At 39.2% G+C, this 17,728-nt stretch carries 12 protein-coding genes; 8 read left to right on the forward strand and 4 right to left on the reverse strand.

Translation table 11 applies throughout. From position 1 onward, the window contains the following. Positions 1-3 precede the first annotated feature (3 nt). Positions 4-4,509 (reverse strand): glutamate synthase large subunit, encoded by a 4,506-nt coding sequence (gene gltB, locus ZA06_RS15960; RefSeq protein WP_053978497.1) that lies wholly within the window; start codon positions 4,507-4,509, stop codon positions 4-6. Between the two features lie 438 nt (positions 4,510-4,947). Here gltB and ZA06_RS15965 point away from each other — a divergent pair, with 438 nt between their 5' ends. Genes ZA06_RS15965 through ZA06_RS15975 form a run of 3 tightly spaced genes read left to right on the forward strand, consistent with a single transcriptional unit; the run spans position 4,948 to position 7,623 of the window. Beyond that, complete coding sequence (locus tag ZA06_RS15965) at positions 4,948-5,994, forward strand: outer membrane beta-barrel protein (protein ID WP_053978498.1); 1,047 nt, start codon at positions 4,948-4,950, stop codon at positions 5,992-5,994. A gap of 40 nt (positions 5,995-6,034) precedes the next feature. Then, complete coding sequence (locus tag ZA06_RS15970; RefSeq protein ID WP_053978499.1) at positions 6,035-6,373, forward strand: P-II family nitrogen regulator; 339 nt, start codon at positions 6,035-6,037, stop codon at positions 6,371-6,373. Between the two features lie 26 nt (positions 6,374-6,399). Continuing rightward, complete coding sequence (locus ZA06_RS15975) at positions 6,400-7,623, forward strand: ammonium transporter (RefSeq protein WP_053978500.1); 1,224 nt, start codon at positions 6,400-6,402, stop codon at positions 7,621-7,623. 82 nt (positions 7,624-7,705) lie between these two features. Here ZA06_RS15975 and ZA06_RS15980 read toward each other — a convergent pair whose 3' ends face one another. After that, the gene (locus tag ZA06_RS15980; protein WP_053978501.1) at positions 7,706-10,291 is read right to left on the reverse strand and encodes a phosphoenolpyruvate carboxylase; all 2,586 of its coding nucleotides are present in this window, start codon (positions 10,289-10,291) and stop codon (positions 7,706-7,708) included. A 380-nt stretch (positions 10,292-10,671) separates the two neighbouring features. Between ZA06_RS15980 and metK the strand changes: the two genes are divergently transcribed. Together metK and ZA06_RS15990 are read left to right on the forward strand one after the other, a co-directional pair. Continuing rightward, complete coding sequence (gene metK, locus ZA06_RS15985) at positions 10,672-11,925, forward strand: methionine adenosyltransferase (protein WP_053978502.1); 1,254 nt, start codon at positions 10,672-10,674, stop codon at positions 11,923-11,925. Between the two features lie 138 nt (positions 11,926-12,063). Further along, positions 12,064-13,239: an MFS transporter gene (locus ZA06_RS15990; protein WP_053978503.1), complete on the forward strand. Its 1,176-nt coding sequence runs from the start codon at positions 12,064-12,066 to the stop codon at positions 13,237-13,239. On the opposite strand, the gene ZA06_RS15995 is transcribed toward ZA06_RS15990, so the two are convergent. Then, the gene (locus ZA06_RS15995; protein ID WP_053978504.1) at positions 13,236-14,795 is read right to left on the reverse strand and encodes a M20/M25/M40 family metallo-hydrolase; all 1,560 of its coding nucleotides are present in this window, start codon (positions 14,793-14,795) and stop codon (positions 13,236-13,238) included. The two genes, ZA06_RS15990 and ZA06_RS15995, sit on opposite strands and share 4 nt — an antisense overlap. A 347-nt stretch (positions 14,796-15,142) precedes the next feature. On the opposite strand from ZA06_RS15995, the gene ZA06_RS16000 reads away from it, so the two are divergent. The 3 genes from ZA06_RS16000 (at position 15,143) to ZA06_RS16010 (ending at position 16,800) form a co-directional block, all read left to right on the forward strand. Continuing rightward, a complete protein-coding gene (locus ZA06_RS16000; protein WP_053978505.1) occupies positions 15,143-15,529 on the forward strand; it encodes a hypothetical protein in 387 nt (128 codons plus the stop codon). Between the two features lie 74 nt (positions 15,530-15,603). Further along, positions 15,604-16,365: a sigma-70 family RNA polymerase sigma factor gene (locus ZA06_RS16005; RefSeq protein WP_157503298.1), complete on the forward strand. Its 762-nt coding sequence runs from the start codon at positions 15,604-15,606 to the stop codon at positions 16,363-16,365. A 27-nt stretch (positions 16,366-16,392) separates the two neighbouring features. Further along, complete coding sequence (locus tag ZA06_RS16010) at positions 16,393-16,800, forward strand: hypothetical protein (RefSeq protein WP_053978507.1); 408 nt, start codon at positions 16,393-16,395, stop codon at positions 16,798-16,800. A 120-nt stretch (positions 16,801-16,920) separates the two neighbouring features. Here the strand turns inward: ZA06_RS16010 and ZA06_RS16015 are convergent, their stop codons facing one another. Continuing rightward, entirely contained in the window at positions 16,921-17,685 is a 765-nt protein-coding gene (locus ZA06_RS16015; protein ID WP_053978508.1) for an exodeoxyribonuclease III, read from the reverse strand. Positions 17,686-17,728: the final 43 nt, after the last annotated feature.

A 17,728-nucleotide genomic window follows, 5' to 3' on the forward strand; every position in this document is an offset into this window, starting at 1 on the left:
ATTCTATTTCGTTACAAGGTTATTTTCATTTTCCAATCGTATCAAAGCCTGCTTGTATTCCTCAGGAAGCACCTTGATAAACTTAGGCAATTCACGCTCCCAATTTTCAAGAATACGCTGCGCCAAGGCACTTTGCGTGGCATTATAATGATTTTCAATCAGGCGTTTCAATTCTTGAATATCCTCAGGAATCACCACAGGATCCAAATTCAAGCCTTCGGTATTACATTTTTTTACAAAGGTTTCGTTTTTGTCATACACATAAGCGATACCGCCACTCATACCGGCCCCAAAATTGCGCCCCACCTCACCGAGTATCACTGCAATTCCACCTGTCATATATTCACAACCATGGTCACCAATACCTTCAACAACTGTTTTAACGCCTGAATTTCTTACACAGAAACGCTCTCCCGCCTTTCCATTGATATAAGCCTCCCCTGAAGTAGCTCCATAAAAAGCCACATTTCCAACAATCACATTTTCCTCAGGAACAATCGTCGCTTCATCCGGCACTTTCACCACCAATTTGGCTCCAGAAAGCCCCTTACCGATATAGTCATTGGTATTTCCTGTCACAATCAAACTCAAACCATGGGTAGCAAAGGCTCCAAAACTCTGCCCTGCAGACCCTTTAAAATTGATTTTCAAAGTATTTTCAGGCAGTCCCTGAGCTCCGTATATCTTCGAAATTTCATTACTCAATATGGCGCCAATCGCACGGTCTTCATTAGTTATTTTGAAATCCAAAATGGTTTTTTCCTTTCTAAACAAAGCAGGGTGCGCCTGACTGATAATTTCAAAATCCAAGGACTTTTCCAAATGATGATCTTGCTTACAAGTATTGTACAGCTTAGTCCCTTCTTCCACTTCTACCTTATGCAGAATAGGTGACAAATCGATGCCATGAGCTTTATAATAATCAATAGCTTTATTTCTATCCAACTTTTCAACTCTTCCTACCATTTCATCTACCGTTCTAAAACCAAGCTTCGCCATAATTTCCCGAAGCTCTTGAGCAACGAAATACATAAAATTGACTACATGCTCAGGTTTTCCTTTAAACTTCTTGCGCAATTCTGGATTTTGGGTTGCGATCCCAACTGGGCAAGTATTCAAATGGCACACGCGCATCATGATACACCCTGAAGCCACCAAAGGCGCCGTTGCAAATCCAAACTCCTCAGCCCCAAGTAGACAAGCAATCGCCACATCTCTACCAGTTTTCAACTGACCATCACATTCTACCACAATTCTATTACGAAGATTGTTCATCACTAAAGTCTGCTGGGTTTCTGCCAGTCCTAATTCCCAAGGTAGCCCCGCATGCTTCAAGGACGTTAACGGTGAAGCCCCTGTTCCTCCATCGTAACCAGAAATCAGGACCACATCAGCTTTTGCTTTCGCAACACCGGCAGCAACGGTACCCACACCAACTTCTGACACCAATTTGACATTGATGCGGGCTTCACGATTCGCCGATTTCAAATCGTAAATCAATTGCGACAAATCTTCAATAGAATATATATCGTGATGTGGTGGTGGTGAAATCAAACCAACATAAGGCGTTGAGTTTCTTGTTTTAGCTATTTCAGGATTCACTTTAGGACCAGGCAATTGCCCCCCTTCTCCAGGTTTGGCCCCTTGCGCCATTTTTATCTGTATCTCTAGGGCATTGGTTAAATAATTGGAAGTTACCCCAAATCGGCCTGAGGCCACCTGTTTAATGGCACTGTTCTTCCAGTCGCCATTTACATCTTTATAGAAACGATCTTCATTTTCTCCACCTTCACCCGAATTACTTTTTCCGCCAATTCGGTTCATAGCTATCGCCAAATTTTCATGCGCTTCCTTACTAATGGATCCATATGACATGGCTCCCGTTTTGAAGCGCTTTACAATATTGGTCCAAGGCTCTACTTCCTCCAATGGAATTGGATCATAATTAGCAAACTCAAACAAGCCCCGGATGGTCATTAAGTGCTTAGACTGATCATTGATAATCCTAGAATATTCCTCATAAGTCTTAGGCTTGTTACTTCTCACGGCCTCTTGCAGTTTTGCTACAGACAATGGATTGAACAAATGATGCTCTCCATTTCTTCTCCAACGATACTGCCCACCAATTTCTAAGTCGAGGTTAGCGGCTATATGTTTACTTTGATATGCTTTTTGATAACGTTTATTGATTTCTTTTTCCAATTGATGCAAATCCACTCCCTGAATTCTAGTTGCAGTTTTCGGAAAATACTTCTCTACCACATCCGTATTAATACCGATACACTCAAACAACTGCGCACCTCTGTAAGAGTTAAGCGTAGAAATCCCTATTTTATTCATCACTTTCAGAATCCCTTTTCCAACAGCTTTATTATAGTTGTTTATGGCCTGTAGCGGATCTATAGAAGAATCATTCAAATCTGCCATTTGATCCTCGATAATCTCATTAACCATATATGGATTAATAGCACTAGCTCCATAACTGAACAGCATCGCAAAATGATGCACCTCTCTAGGTTCGGCCGACTCTATAATGATACTTAACTGGGAACGTTTTCCCAACTTGTACAAACCACTGTTCACATAGGAACAAGCCAACAAGGCAGGAATCGGCGCCTTCTGTTCACTTATATTTCTATCGGAAAGAATTATGATGTTTGTTCCTTCCTCTATACAATTTGCTGCCTGCCTCAATATATCTTCCAAGGCATCCTCCACACCGTTATGACCTTTGTTAACATCATAAAGTATTGGAATTTGCTCCACCTTAAAATGAGGATTTCTATAACTTTTTATTTTATCCAAATCCTGTTTGGAAATCACTGGATTTTGGATTTTCAGCTTTTGACAATGTTTTTCGTCAATCTCAAAAATATTGGAATCACTACCCAAAGTAAGACTGATATCAGTAATCAATTCTTCACGAATGCCATCCAAAGGAGGATTGGTAACCTGCGCAAATAGCTGCTTGAAATAATTATAAATTAATTGGGGACGCTCAGACAACACGGCCAAAGGCGTATCGCTACCCATAGATCCAATAGGCTCCTTACTATTCTTTGCCATTGGCAAAATGATAGTATTGATATCTTCCTGAGTATACCCAAATACCACTTTACGCTTGTCCAAAGGCTCTTCATTGAAAAACACAGGACAATCATTATACGGAATATCACGAAGCTGAATTAAATTATTATCCAACCATTTGCGATACGGATGCATTGCTGCAATACGCTCCTTGATCTCTTCATCGTTAACAATCCGCCCTTCTTTCATATTTACCAAGAACATTTTCCCTGGCTCCAAACGTCCGTGATGCTCTACATTTTTAGGCTCAATTTCAATAACTCCAATTTCAGACGACATGATTACGTAACCATCTTTAGTCACCGAATATCGTGATGGACGCAGGCCGTTTCTATCCAAAACCGCCCCGATATAATCCCCGTCGGTAAAAGGAATGGATGCTGGGCCATCCCAAGGCTCCATCAAACAAGAATTATATTCGTAGAAGGCCTTTTTACTATCAGACATTTCTGGGTTTTTCTCCCAAGCTTCCGGCACCAACATCATCATGACTTCCGGCAAGGAGCGCCCAGTCATCAACAACAACTCTACCACCATATCCATAGAGGCAGAATCTGATTTTCTTGGAAGTACAATAGGCAAGATATTTTTGATTTCCTCTCCAAACAATTCACTTTCCATCAATTCTTCCCTAGAATACATCCGGGAAATATTTCCCCTTAAGGTATTGATTTCCCCATTATGACACATATAGCGGAAAGGCTGTGCCAAATCCCAAGTTGGGAATGTGTTCGTAGAAAAACGTTGGTGCACCAATGCCAAACGCGTCACCAATAAAGGATCGTTCAAATCCTTATAAAACAATTTGATATCTTCTGGTATCAAAAGACCTTTATATATAATGACTTTGGTTGACAAACTAGGCAGGTAGAAAAATGCACTTTCGGAAATCTTAGAACCAATAATTTCGTGCTCTGTTTTCTTTCTTGCGATAAACAGTTTTACATTAAAGTGAAAATCATCTTGATTCTTATCTCCCTTACCTACAAACACCTGCTTAATGTAAGGTTGAGTTACTGCAGCAATTTCTCCAAGCACAGATTCATCAACTGGCACATCACGCCACCCCAATACTTTAAGCCCCTGCTCCTCCATATGTTTTTCCAACACCGAAATACAGAATTTCCGTTGGTTTTCCTTTTTAGGCAGAAACACATTACTAACAGCGTACTCACGCTCCTTAGGCAACTTAAACTTACAATTAGCAACAAAAAACTCATGCGGAATATCCACCAATATACCGGCACCATCCCCCGTTTTCCCATCGGCACTTACCGCACCACGATGCTCTAGTTTTTCAAGTATTTGAAGAGCTTTATGAATAATGTCATTCGACTTAATTCCTTTTAAACTACATATAAATCCCGCACCACAATTATCATGCTCAAATTCCGGCAAATACAACCCTTGTTTCTTCAACATAACCTTAAATTTTAACGTAAATCTTTAGAATTGGATTTACTAATATAGGAGAGAAAATGCATTAATTATAAAACACTTAGCATTATTGCGATTTCACCAAATTCAAGCCTGTATAATTAGAATTATCCAATCAGACCCGTAAAAAACTAAAATTTACTTAATGAATTTTTATTATCAAAAACATCGTTCAAATAAAAAGACTTCAAATAAACACAAACTAACATGTGTTAACCTTATTTTTTTACTTAATTTTTTAAGATTTCAACATTTATCAAATTAAAATATTCTCAAAGAAATTAAAAAAATAAGAACAACCCCTAATTAATAAAGGGTAAAAAGTACATAAATCATAAAAATACTCACTTCTACCCTATTTTTTACAGGGTGTAATATATTTTTTACATAGTTTTAGGTAGTAATTAACCAAAACAACTTTGTATGAAAAAACTTTTTTTCCTTTCCTTGCTATTAACAGCAATTTGCAATGTAAATGCACAAGAAGAAGCCCCAAAAAGTGATTCAGAAGACAAGAAGAAATTTTCCCTAAGTGGCAGTATAGATGCTTACTACAGGGTAAATTTTGGCGCTCCAAACAAAGAACTTGAGGATGGCAGCATTGTCGCCCCAGGATCTTCATTTGCCAACCTACCGGGATTTGCACTTGGCATGGCCAATGTTGTTGCCGCCTATGAAGGCGAAAAAGTAGGCTTTGTAGCCGACTTGGTTTTTGGACCAAGAGGTACAGATGCTATTTTTGCTTCCCCCATGTACTCTGCTACCGGAAACATTGTCAACCAACTTTATGCCTACTGGAATGTTTCAGACAATGTGACACTTACCTTTGGAAACTTCAACACTTTCCTTGGCTACGAAGTCATTTCTCCAGTAGCCAACTTTAACTATAGTACATCCTATTTATTTTCTTACGGACCTTTTAGTCACACCGGACTGAAAGCAGACTTCTCTCTTACAGACGATTTTAGTTTGATGCTAGCCGTAATGAACCCTACCGACCTTACGGAGTTCAATCCAACGGACAAATACGCCTTTGGAGCCCAACTAGGATTTAAAGGACAGTTCCTTAACTTCCTTACCGATGATGGCGCCTTTGAAATTGACTATACAGGAGGCTTCGATATAACTAGCAGTGTTTTCCTAGGAATCAATGCCGCCTATTACAATAATGACGATTTTGGATTTGCTGGAGTAGCACTGTACCCACAATTTGCGACAAGCGATAACTTCACTATTGGGTTTAGAGGAGAATATTTCCTTGAAGACGGTGACTTTGGAGCTATCGGTACCGGCGTTGAAGATTCTAGTGTGTTTGCCGCTACCCTCACAGGCAGTTACACCATCAATAGTCTAATCATCAAACCAGAATTCCGTTTGGACAGCGCATCGGATGACGCCTTTATTAATAAGGATTTGGACGCTAAAAAGAGCCTAAGCTCATTCCTATTGGCTGCCATCTACTCGTTCTAGAAATCCGCTCAACATTTAATAAATAATAAACTATCTAATAATGAAGAAAATTGAAGCAATCATTAGAAAATCCAAATTTTCAGAAGTAAAAGAAGCTCTTCACAATGTGGGAGTAGTTTTTTTCTCCTATTGGGATGTTACTGGTCTTGGTAACGAAAAAGAAGGCCATGTATATCGCAGCATTACCTACAGTACCAGCGACATTCAAAGACGCTACCTCTCGATCGTTGTTAATGACGATTTTGAAGACATTACTGTAAAAACCATCATTGAGTCTGCAAAAACTGGTGAGGTTGGAGATGGAAAGATTTTCGTTTCAGACATCGCGGAATGCTACAGAATTCGCACCGGTGAAAAAGGCGGAGAAACTTTAAAATAAACTAATTAAGAAAAGAAATAATTAACATGGAAGAATTAACAAACCAAATAACAGAAATAAATGGTGTTCTAGATATTTTTTGGATTCTCGTTGCCGGTATCTTCGTATTTTTTATGCAGGCAGGCTTCACATTGGTTGAGGCTGGTTTCACCCGTTCCAAAAACACCATCAATATTGTAATGAAAAACCTGATGGACCTTTGCATAGGCTCCTTAGGGTTTTGGGCCATAGGATACACCATCATGTATGGTGAATCCATTGGAAAATTTATTGGAAGCCCTTCATTGTTCTATAACGAACCAGGAGACATGCACAATTTGTTTTTCCAAACCGTATTTTGTGCCACCGCTGCAACTATCGTTTCTGGTGCTGTTGCTGAACGTACAAAATTTTCAACCTACATTATTTTCTCTTTGATCATGACCACCATTATTTACCCAATCTCAGGCCACTGGGTATGGCAAGGAGATGGTTGGTTAACAGAATTAGGATTTATTGATTTTGCGGGATCCACAGTGGTACACTCTGTAGGAGGTTGGGCTGGATTGGTAGCTGCAGCATTAATAGGTCCTAGAATTGGAAAATATACAGGAGGCAAATCAAACGCAATCCTTGGTCACAACATGATGTACGGAGCATTGGGTGTGTTTATTCTTTGGTTAGGATGGTTTGGTTTCAACCCAGGATCTGAGCTTGCCATTTCAGGAGGAAGCGCCAACAATGTTGCCAATATTGTTATCACCACCAACTTGGCCGCTGCGGCTGGAGCAGTTACGGCTTTAATCCTAACTTGGGTTAAGTACGGTAAACCTGATTTATCAATGACCTTGAATGGCGCCTTAGCTGGATTGGTAGGAATCACTGCAGGATGTGCTGCTGTGTCTCCAGTTGGAGCCGCCCTTATTGGAGCCATCTCAGGATTTACAGTAGTGGTATCAATTGCGGTAATCGATAAAAATTTAAAAATAGACGACCCAGTGGGAGCTATTTCAGTACACGGTGTTGTTGGAGCCTTAGGAACCTTATTGGTTGGTGTATTTGCTACCGATGGAGGCTTGTTCTACGGAGGAGGCTTTAAACAATTGGGAGTTCAAGCCATTGGAGTTTTCAGTATCGGGGCTTGGGCAATTGTAGCCACTTTCATTGTACTATTCATTCTTAAGAAAACCATAGGACTGAGAGTTCCAGAACAAGATGAAATAAAAGGATTGGACATTACCGAACACGGAATGAACGCCTACAACGATTAACTAATTTAACTTTGCAAATACAAAAAACCCTCGACAGCAAATGCTTCGAGGGTTTTCTTTTTAAAATATATTTTTTTTTAATCTAAGCCGAATTTCTACTGGCATTGATATTTCCGAACAACGAACGCGTTACAATCTTCTCAAAGATCTCTATCTGTTCTTCATCTCTTACCTCTGCCTTCTCCAGCTCTTGGATTTTCTTCAATGCATATTGCTGAATAGTCAACAACGGTAATACAATAGATTCCCTTACTTCAATTGACGCCTTCCCTGCAGGTTCATCTTCCATTAAGGTTTTAAACCCTGTCAATTTCAACAGCAAGCGTTTAGTGGTTTCGTATTCTGTATAAATGATTTTCCAAAACTCACCAAACTCAGGATCGTCTGCCATATATTTAGTTAAGTCAAAAAAGGATTTTGACAAGGACATCATACTATTGGCGATTAAGGTTCTAAAGAAATTGGAGCTTTTATACAAATGTTTCACTTTGTCAAATTCTCCAGCATCTTCATAGGTTTTCAACGCTGTACCCACACCGAAAAACCCAGGAACATTCTGTTTCAACTGACTCCACGACCCCACAAAAGGAATGGCTCTCAAGTCAGAAAAAATAAGTTTATCGGATTTTCCACGTTTCGATGGACGGCTTCCAATATTGGTCTTCGCATAATATTTTAAGGTACTCATACGCTCCAAATACGGAATGAACATAGGGTGCCCTTTGAAATCCATATAAGTTTTCAAACTGATTTTAGCCAAATCGTCCATTACGGCAACATTGTCTGGAGACATACGGTTAACATCCTCGTGCATCTGATTATTGAGCCCAGAACTTATCAGCTGCTCCAGGTTGTATTGAGAAGAATCCAAAGTCCCAAAATTAGAACTGATGGTCTGCCCCTGTATGGTCAACTGCACTTCCTTATCTTCAATTGTTGGCCCCAATGAAGCATAAAACTGATGCGTTTTTCCACCACCTCTTGCCGGTGGTCCACCACGGCCATCAAAAAAGATCACGGTTACATCATATTTACGAGACACCTCAGTAAGGCGTTCCTTAGCCTTAAAAATAGCCCAGTTCGCCATAAGGTACCCACCGTCTTTTGTCCCATCGGAAAACCCTAACATGATAGTTTGTCTATTTCCTCTAGCCTTTAAGTGGGCCTTGTAGGCTGGATTGGTATAAAGCTCTTCCATAACTAGGTGAGCATTTTCCAAATCGGTAATCGTTTCAAACAACGGCCCAATATCCACAGTCAATTCATCTTGGAAGGCCACCAACTTCAACATAGCAAACAACTGCATAACATTAAGCGTTGTTTGGTTGTTACTAATGATATAACGGTTTGCAGCACGCTCACCATTATTGGTTTGTATCTCTTTAATCACCTTGATAGTATTCAAGGCTTTTAACACTTCTTCGTCTTTTATCAAGGACAAATCAACTTTACCTTCCACTTCAGAAAGTATTTTCACCTGCTCTTGTTCGGAAAGTTCATTGTAGTTTTCAGGGAAAATATCACTTCCACTTTCTATCAATGTATCCACCATAGCAGTAAACACCTTGTCATGCGCCCTACTATCTTGCCTAATATCTAAAGTGGCAAAATGGAACCCAAACAGGTGCACTTTGTTCAATAAACTGTTGACTTCTTTATAATAAAGTGATTGATGCTTTTCCTCGATGGTATCAAGGATGAATTTCAGTTCAGACTGAAAATGCTCCAACGTAATATTATCCTCGGCATTCACATCAACAAACGCGTTATATAGTTGTGCTTCCAAAGCCGAAATGCGCTCTTCCACATCACGGAAGGTCAAACGCCTTCTTAAGGTCCTAACACTTTTATAATAATTTTTAAGAATGGTCATCTTAAGCCTATTGGCCACTTTTAGTGTTATTTCTGGAGTCACAAATGGGTTTCCATCCCTATCTCCTCCAGGCCAAAATCCAAGATTGATGATATCGTTATTTATATGTTTTCCATCAAAAATATTCTGCTGGATATAGTCGTAAATGGTTCCGAAGGAATAATAAAACACATTTTCCAAATACCATATCAAACTAATCGCTTCATCATATGGTGTTGGTTTGGTGTGCTTAAAAAATGGTGTTTTTCCCAATTGGGCCAACAGGTCATTGATCAACAACAAATCGTTGTTTTGGATAGCTTCGGTAAGATCTGTAATGATCCCCAAAACGGCCCCTGGATAAAACTGTGTAGGGTGCGCCGTAAGTACAATGCGTACTTTAAATTCTTCCAAATACTGACGCAACATCTCCAAATGCCCTTCAGAAGTAACAGATTCCTTCAAACTTCTCAAGGTCCCTATCCCATCCATGTTGTTTACTGTAGGGAAAGCGGCATCTTCAATAGCATCGAACAATACGACCTGGCGCTCGATATACTGAATGAAGCGAAACAACAAATTAATTTGACTTTCCTTACTGCGCCTGCCTTGGTACTTTGAAAAAAAGGTATCCACAATAGTTGTGGGGTCATCCCCTCTTTCAAACCCCTTTTTGCAGGTTTCATGAAACAGCGGCAATAAAACGCCGGTCTTGGAAATGGTATCAAAAGGCAAGGTCATAAATATACTGTTGTATATCTGATATTTGGACAATACTTCTTGATTAAATCGTGTTAATTTTGGTTGTGTTCCCATAAAATTTTTCTCGTAAGAGTGAGGATATAAAATTACTTAAGCTTCGTGAAAAGTCATAAGTTTTAAAAAGAAATACAGAATTTTCAGTTTTTCACCCTTAAATTAATGATTCTTTGCTGAAATGTATAGTATAGCATTTTTTTTTAAACATTAACCATTTATTCGAAAAAATCACCCAATTCATATATTAACAATTCATTAAGTTGCTTTTTAAGGCAAAGTGTTTTGTTCTTTTAATTTAATCAGTACATTTGTAGCCGAATTTTAGAGGAAAGATTTGACTGATTGCAACCTCATTAAAAAATGCTAAAGGACAGTGATAACTTCCTTTGACGCTACCGTCAAATCTCTCCATTTTAAGCATATTTTATTTATATTTTATGGCATATTTATTTACGTCGGAGAGTGTATCTGAAGGACACCCAGACAAAGTAGCGGACCAAATAAGTGATGCTCTTATTGATAATTTTTTAGCGTTTGACCCAGACTCCAAAGTAGCATGTGAAACCTTGGTAACCACAGGGCAAGTAGTACTTGCCGGTGAGGTTAAGTCAAACACCTACCTAGATGTTCAAAAAATAGCAAGGGACACTATTAATAAAATTGGTTACACCAAAGGAGCCTACATGTTTGACGGGAATTCTTGCGGGGTGTTTTCTGCCATCCACGAACAGTCTGAAGACATCAACCGAGGAGTGGACAGAGCTTCCAAAGAAGAGCAAGGAGCTGGAGACCAAGGAATGATGTTTGGTTATGCCACCAACGAAACCGAAAACTACATGCCGTTGGCATTGGATTTATCTCACAACATTCTTAAAGAACTTGCCGAATTAAGAAGAGAAAATCAAGATATTACATATTTGCGCCCTGATTCTAAAAGCCAAGTTACTATAGAATATAGCGATGACAATGCACCCCAACGTATTGACTCTATTGTTATTTCTACACAACACGACGACTTTGGAAGCGACGATGAAATGTTAGCTAAAATCCGTAAGGATTTAGTGGAAATTTTAATTCCTCGTGTTATAGCAAAACAACCTGAGCACATTCAACAATTGTTCAATGACAACATCACGTACCATATCAATCCTACCGGAAAGTTTGTAATTGGTGGTCCTCACGGAGACACAGGATTAACTGGACGAAAAATTATTGTGGACACTTACGGAGGCAAAGGAGCTCACGGAGGTGGTGCTTTTTCAGGGAAAGATCCAAGTAAAGTAGACAGAAGTGCCGCTTATGCCACTAGACATATTGCCAAAAACTTGGTTGCCGCAGGTGTTTGTGACGAAGTATTGATTCAGGTGAGTTATGCTATTGGTGTTGTAGAGCCTATGGGAATCTTTGTAGATACTTACGGTACTTCACATGTGGCTTTGACGGATGGAGAAATTGCCAAGAAAGTAGGCCAAATTTTCGATATGCGCCCAGCAGCCATTGAAGAGCGTTTAAAATTACGCCAGCCAATGTACAGCGAAACTGCTGCTTACGGACACATGGGCCGCACCAATGAAGTGGTTTCTAAAGTATTTTCGCAACCAAATGGAGAAGACATCACAATGGATGTCGAGCTATTTACTTGGGAAAAACTAGATTATGTAGATATGGTAAAGACCTCTTTTGGACTTTAATTGATTATAAAAACATCCTTTTTTATAAGATGCCTCGAGACCCTCTCGAGGCATTTTTATTTCCATCCATTATGTAATTCAGAAAAAAATAAACGAAATTAGAACAAACCAAAACTTTAAAAACTGACACTTTTCTGAATGACTATTTCCGAAAAACCAGCCAAACACATCCTTCCCATTATTGTGATCTCACAATTTTGTTGTACCTCACTTTGGTTTGCAGGAAACGGCATCATGGACAATTTGGTGAAAAATTTCAACTTAACCGAAACCGCCTTGGGCAACCTTACTTCTGCCGTACAATTTGGTTTTATAATCGGAACCTTAACATTTGCCTTACTCACCATTGCCGACAGATTTTCTCCTTCCAAAGTCTTTTTGACTTGCGCCATTCTTGGAGCGGTTTGCAATTCCTGTATGATTTTTAATGGTAACAACTATAGTACCTTATTGACATTTCGTTTTTTAACAGGATTCTTCCTTGCAGGCATATATCCTGTAGGCATGAAAATTGCCGCAGACTACTATCAAAAAGGACTTGGCAAATCATTAGGATTTCTTGTTGGCGCTCTGGTTATTGGTACAGCTCTCCCTCATCTTTTGAAAAGCGCGATGCAAACCATTTCTTGGACCTATGTATTAACAGCTACATCTTGTTTGGCCCTCATTGGAGGGGTAGTCATTGCCATTTTTGTGCCAAACGGCCCTTACCGAAAAGCTAGTAAAGGTTTAGATTTTAAAGCCATCTCAAGAGTTTTTAAAAACAGAGAATTCCGATCTGCGGCCTTTGGATATTTTGGGCATATGTGGGAACTCTATGCGTTTTGGGCATTTGTGCCTTTTATGCTAAAACATTACAACCAACAAACCCATAGTAACATCAACATCTCTTTAACCGCATTCTCTATAATCGCTATTGGTGGACTGTCCTGTGTTTTGGCTGGATATATTTCCCAACGAAAAGAAGCTAAACAAACCGCCTCAACAGCACTTTTACTTTCGGGCTTATGCTGCCTTCTATTTCCTTTGGTTTATCAACTTGGAAATCTTCTTTTTGTGTCATTTTTGATTTTTTGGGGAATGGTGGTCATCATGGACTCCCCGATGTTTTCTACCATGGTCGCCCAAAATGCCCCAACAGAAATAAAAGGAACCGCGTTAACCATTGTCAATTGTATTGGCTTTGCAATCACCATATTCAGCATTCAACTTTTAACCCAATTAAGTAGCCGTTTCGATTCGCCTTTCATATTTTCGATCTTAGCTATCGGTCCTATATTTGGACTTATCGCACTACTGAAGCCTAAAAACTAATCAACACCACCCAACCTTTTCGGTGATTTCTGTTCAGGCCATAATTGCTGTTCCCCTGTTTTAGGATCCATAGGCATGACTATTTTTTCACGGGAAGCAGTTTCAGGATCCTCAGACGCCATATAAGCCAAAATAGCCGTTAAAATAACGTTGCTCCTTAAATCATCAAACACGATTTTATCAAAAGTATCCCTATTGGTATGCCAAGTATAATCTCTGTAATCCCAATTTAGGGCACCCAAATAAAATGCCGGTACTCCTGCCGCTACAAAGGACGCATTATCCGAACCACCGCTACTAGGCGAGCCAGGAAACGTAGTTTTCACCTGCTGTGAAATTTCTTCAGGTACGGCTGCCAACCACCTTGAAAGATATTCGTAAGAATTTAAAAAACCTGCCCCCGAGATATCCGTGATTCTCCCAGTTCCGTTATCCTGATTCAATACCACCTGCACGTATTCTACAATTTCAGGATGATCTTCAACAAAAGCCCTGGAACCATTCAAGCCTTGTTCTTCACTTCCCCAATGCCCCACCAAAATGGTACGTTTTGGATTGGGATAGACTTTTTTCAGAATGCGCATCACTTCCATCATCAACACAGTTCCCGTTCCATTATCGGTTGCTCCGGTGGCACCATCCCAAGAATCTAAATGCGCCGATAAAATGACATATTCTTCAGGTTTCTCAGACCCCTTAATCATTCCTATGGTATTAAACGCAGGCACCAAGCCCAAATCTTTGGAACGAGCCACCACCCTAACTTCGGGCTTCTCTCCACTTTCTGCCAAACGGTACAGCATGGTATAATCTTCCAGTTCTACATCTAGAGTTGGAATACCCTTTGTTTTAGATCCAAAAATACGGTTCACTCCAAATCCTTTGGACCAATAACTTGAGATAATGCCAACAGCACCGGCATTCTCCAATAACCTCACAATATCTGAACTTTTGTAACCTGTTCTTGCTATGTTTCTATACCATGCCCTTGTTATGGAATCGCGAGAATTCTTCAATTTTTCAAAAGACTCAGGCTTAGCAAACTTCTCCCAGCTACTATCGGGACGACCTGTTAACTGATACATTGAAGTCAAAACAAACTTTCCTTTTACTGTCTTTAACCATTTCTGAAAATGTATAGAATCTTTCACAACGGGCAAGGTCACCACCTCTCCAACCACACCTTCTGGAGGAGTCGTTGGACTCCAAGCCAATTGAATCCCCTCTAAAGATTGCACACGAGGTGACACCATATCGATGTGGGTGATGCCCCGCTCCCATCCTTTCCACTCGCCCCATTGCTCCCTTTTGGCTTCAATGCCCCATTTTTCATAGGTTTTCATAACCCAATCACTGGCCTGTTCCATTTGTGGCGTTCCTGTTAACCTGGGACCAATGACATCCAAAAGGTGATGTGCCAAATTTTCCAATTGGGAATTATTATTAGCCTCCTGCTCTATTTGAGAAATAATGTCTTGGGATTCCTGCGCATAACTCATGGAAGTCACTAATATTCCCACCGTCAGCACACATCTTGTAAACAGTTTACATGTCATATTTTAAATTTTCAATAATCTTTAAACCTCTAAAATAAAATTATTTTAACACATAGAGGCAACAGCCTTTAAGAAGCTTCCAAACAAGGTGAAAATCAATTTTTCAGTCAAAAACTTTAACATAAAACACAGGTCTCCAACTGATATATATCATTTCAATTTTATTTTTTTAAACTTATATTTAAGGCTCAATAGCTCCTCATTTTATCTCTCCAAGATTAAGCTTCTCTTAAAGAAATCCTATTAAAATTATTAACGTTCTACAATGTCATTTTCTGTGGCAGGAATCTTGGCAAACAACAATAATCCGCAAGTTAAACGAGAACAATACTTAAAAATTAGGACTCATGGAAACGCTAATAATCCAAAATTCAGATTTGCATTTTGAGCACAAACAATGGGAAAGAGAACTCTTTTTTTGGGAAGATGAATTGAAATCCTTCAACAAGCGTTTGGAAGAACTAGTAAAACGCTATACCAATCACAGCGTTTTAGCACAATTGGAACATTTCCAAAACCAATTTATCCGTCAAGTCGAAGTTATGGACACACTTCAACACGACATCAATGTTCATGAAACAGACATGACCGAGCATGAAAAAAAAGGCGAGGACGTGATGAATTTCAATCTAGCGAAAAAACATTTTCTGTTAAGGGAACGCATGGAAACCCAAAGAATGATCTATCATGATTTAAAAACAGATTTCTTCAAGTTCCTCTCAAAACACATGTAAAACACTTTCACAACAGGGTCGTAATGTCAAAAATTACGGCCCCAAAAACGAACAATAAATAAAAAACAATAGCCATGAATACTGCAACAGACACTTATAAAAAAGGGACTCTTCGGGTAATGATTACCGAAGTATTCCCAGAACTCATCCACCTGAAAAAAGTAGATGACAGGGAGACTTTCAACAATCTTATCCTAAAAATTTTACCGAGTATTAAAAAATATATCCACGGAAGATTGGCCGCACTATCCTCCCACCCACATTTTTCAAGAAATAAATACAGCGAGGACGATATTATTGACCAACTCTTCATAGAAGTTTACTACCATATTGAAGAGGTAAAAAAAGCCGATGATTTTTATCTATGGTTATTTAAAAAAACTGACGAATTACTCGAAGACATCACCGTTGAAGAGGAATTTGACGACTTCTTCTACAAAAATATCGATGAATACACCAAAGACGAATGGAATGAAATGGAAGAACAGTTTAGCACAGATGGCGACGGCGATTTATTGATGATTGAAGAATTGGACGATATCTCATACAACAAAAACGACTACCTGTTAAACCATGTCTTTATCAAAGATGACGAGCAAGACTACATCGAGAAATTGGACAAAGAACTCGATGAAATCAAAATTCAAAAGCACATTGCCATGGTACTCAAAAAACTCCCAATCCCAATGCAATCCGCCTTCGATCTGTTTGCAAACTACAATTTCACCCCAACCGAAATAGCAGATCTTAAACAGATGAAAACCATAAAAGCAATACAATTGATTCAAACTGCCAGAAACAGCATTCGAGACAGCTTAATAAGTAGATATTTATAATTCTTAGAAACCTTGAATTCACACATTATGGAAACTACACATACAAACCCAAAAACCGAGCTTCTATTGGGAGCCGGACTGAACGTGCTTCACTTTGAAAGCAAAGAATGGCTCGAAAACCTGGCCTTTTGGAAAGATGAAACTCGATTTTTTGAAGACCTTTTATCTAAAAAAACTCCTATTACCGAGCAACAAAAAGAACATGCAGACATGCTACGGGAACTAGACCTAATTCACAAAGATCTTTTTGAGGACTTTCAACAAGTAATCATGAAACACGAGCGAAAACTTTCCAAAATTGAAAATGGAGACCAACAAATCTCCGATAGCAATTTTAGGGAAGAACATAGAAAAATAAAAGAGCGCATTACCACCTTTGAAAATAACTTCCGGTCATTTAAAAAAATCGTATTTAGTTTTGTAAAAAGTCTGTAATCGAAACATTGATTCGACAAAACCACGTACACCAATTAAAGATTGGTGCAGCATTGCTTTACCCTGAACTCAACATAATTCAATTCACCTTTGGAAAACTTGTTGAATACAAATGAACAATTACAGCTCGATTTCCAACTGTACCGGACAATGATCTGAACCAAAAACATCACTCAAAATTGTTACAGATTTTACTCTATCCACCAATACCTCGCTCACCAAAAAATAATCAATTCTCCAACCCACGTTACGCTCTCTGGCCTTAAAACGGTAGCTCCAATAGGTATAGGCAACTTCATCTGGATGCAACATTCTAAACGCATCCACAAAACCAGAAGCAATAAAGGCATCCATACCATCTATTTCTATTTGAGTATAGCCTGCTGTTTTGTTAAAGTTTGCCTTGTCATTCTTTAGGTCTATGGGTTGATGTGCCACGTTAAAATCGCCACAAACTATAACAGGCTTCTTAGCCTCTAGAGCTTTTAAATACTTCAGAAAATCTTCGTCCCACTGCTTCCGATAATCCAACCTATCCAATTTTTGCCCCGAATTGGGCACATATACATTCACCAAATAAAAATCCTCATATTCCGCACACTGCACACGCCCTTCGTCATCATGTTCTTCTACCCCAATATCATTGGCTACACCCAAAGGAACTGACTTTAATAGTAAAGCACTTCCTGAATAACCCTTTTTACTGGCCGAATTGAATTTTAGCGTGTACTCTTCAAAATCTCCCAAAGCCTTTAGCACCTCATTATCCTGAGCCTTGGTTTCCTGTAAACACAATATATCCGGCGCCATATGTTCTACCGCCTCTTTAAAACCTTTACCCAATATGGCTCTTATACCATTAACATTCCAGGAAACAATTTTCATACGTTTAAGAATTTGATTTACTAAATATATGAAGGAAAATTAA

The organism is Mangrovimonas xylaniphaga, assembly GCF_001280435.1.
In the GTDB taxonomy this organism is placed as follows: Bacteria; Bacteroidota; Bacteroidia; order Flavobacteriales; family Flavobacteriaceae; genus Mangrovimonas_A; species Mangrovimonas_A xylaniphaga.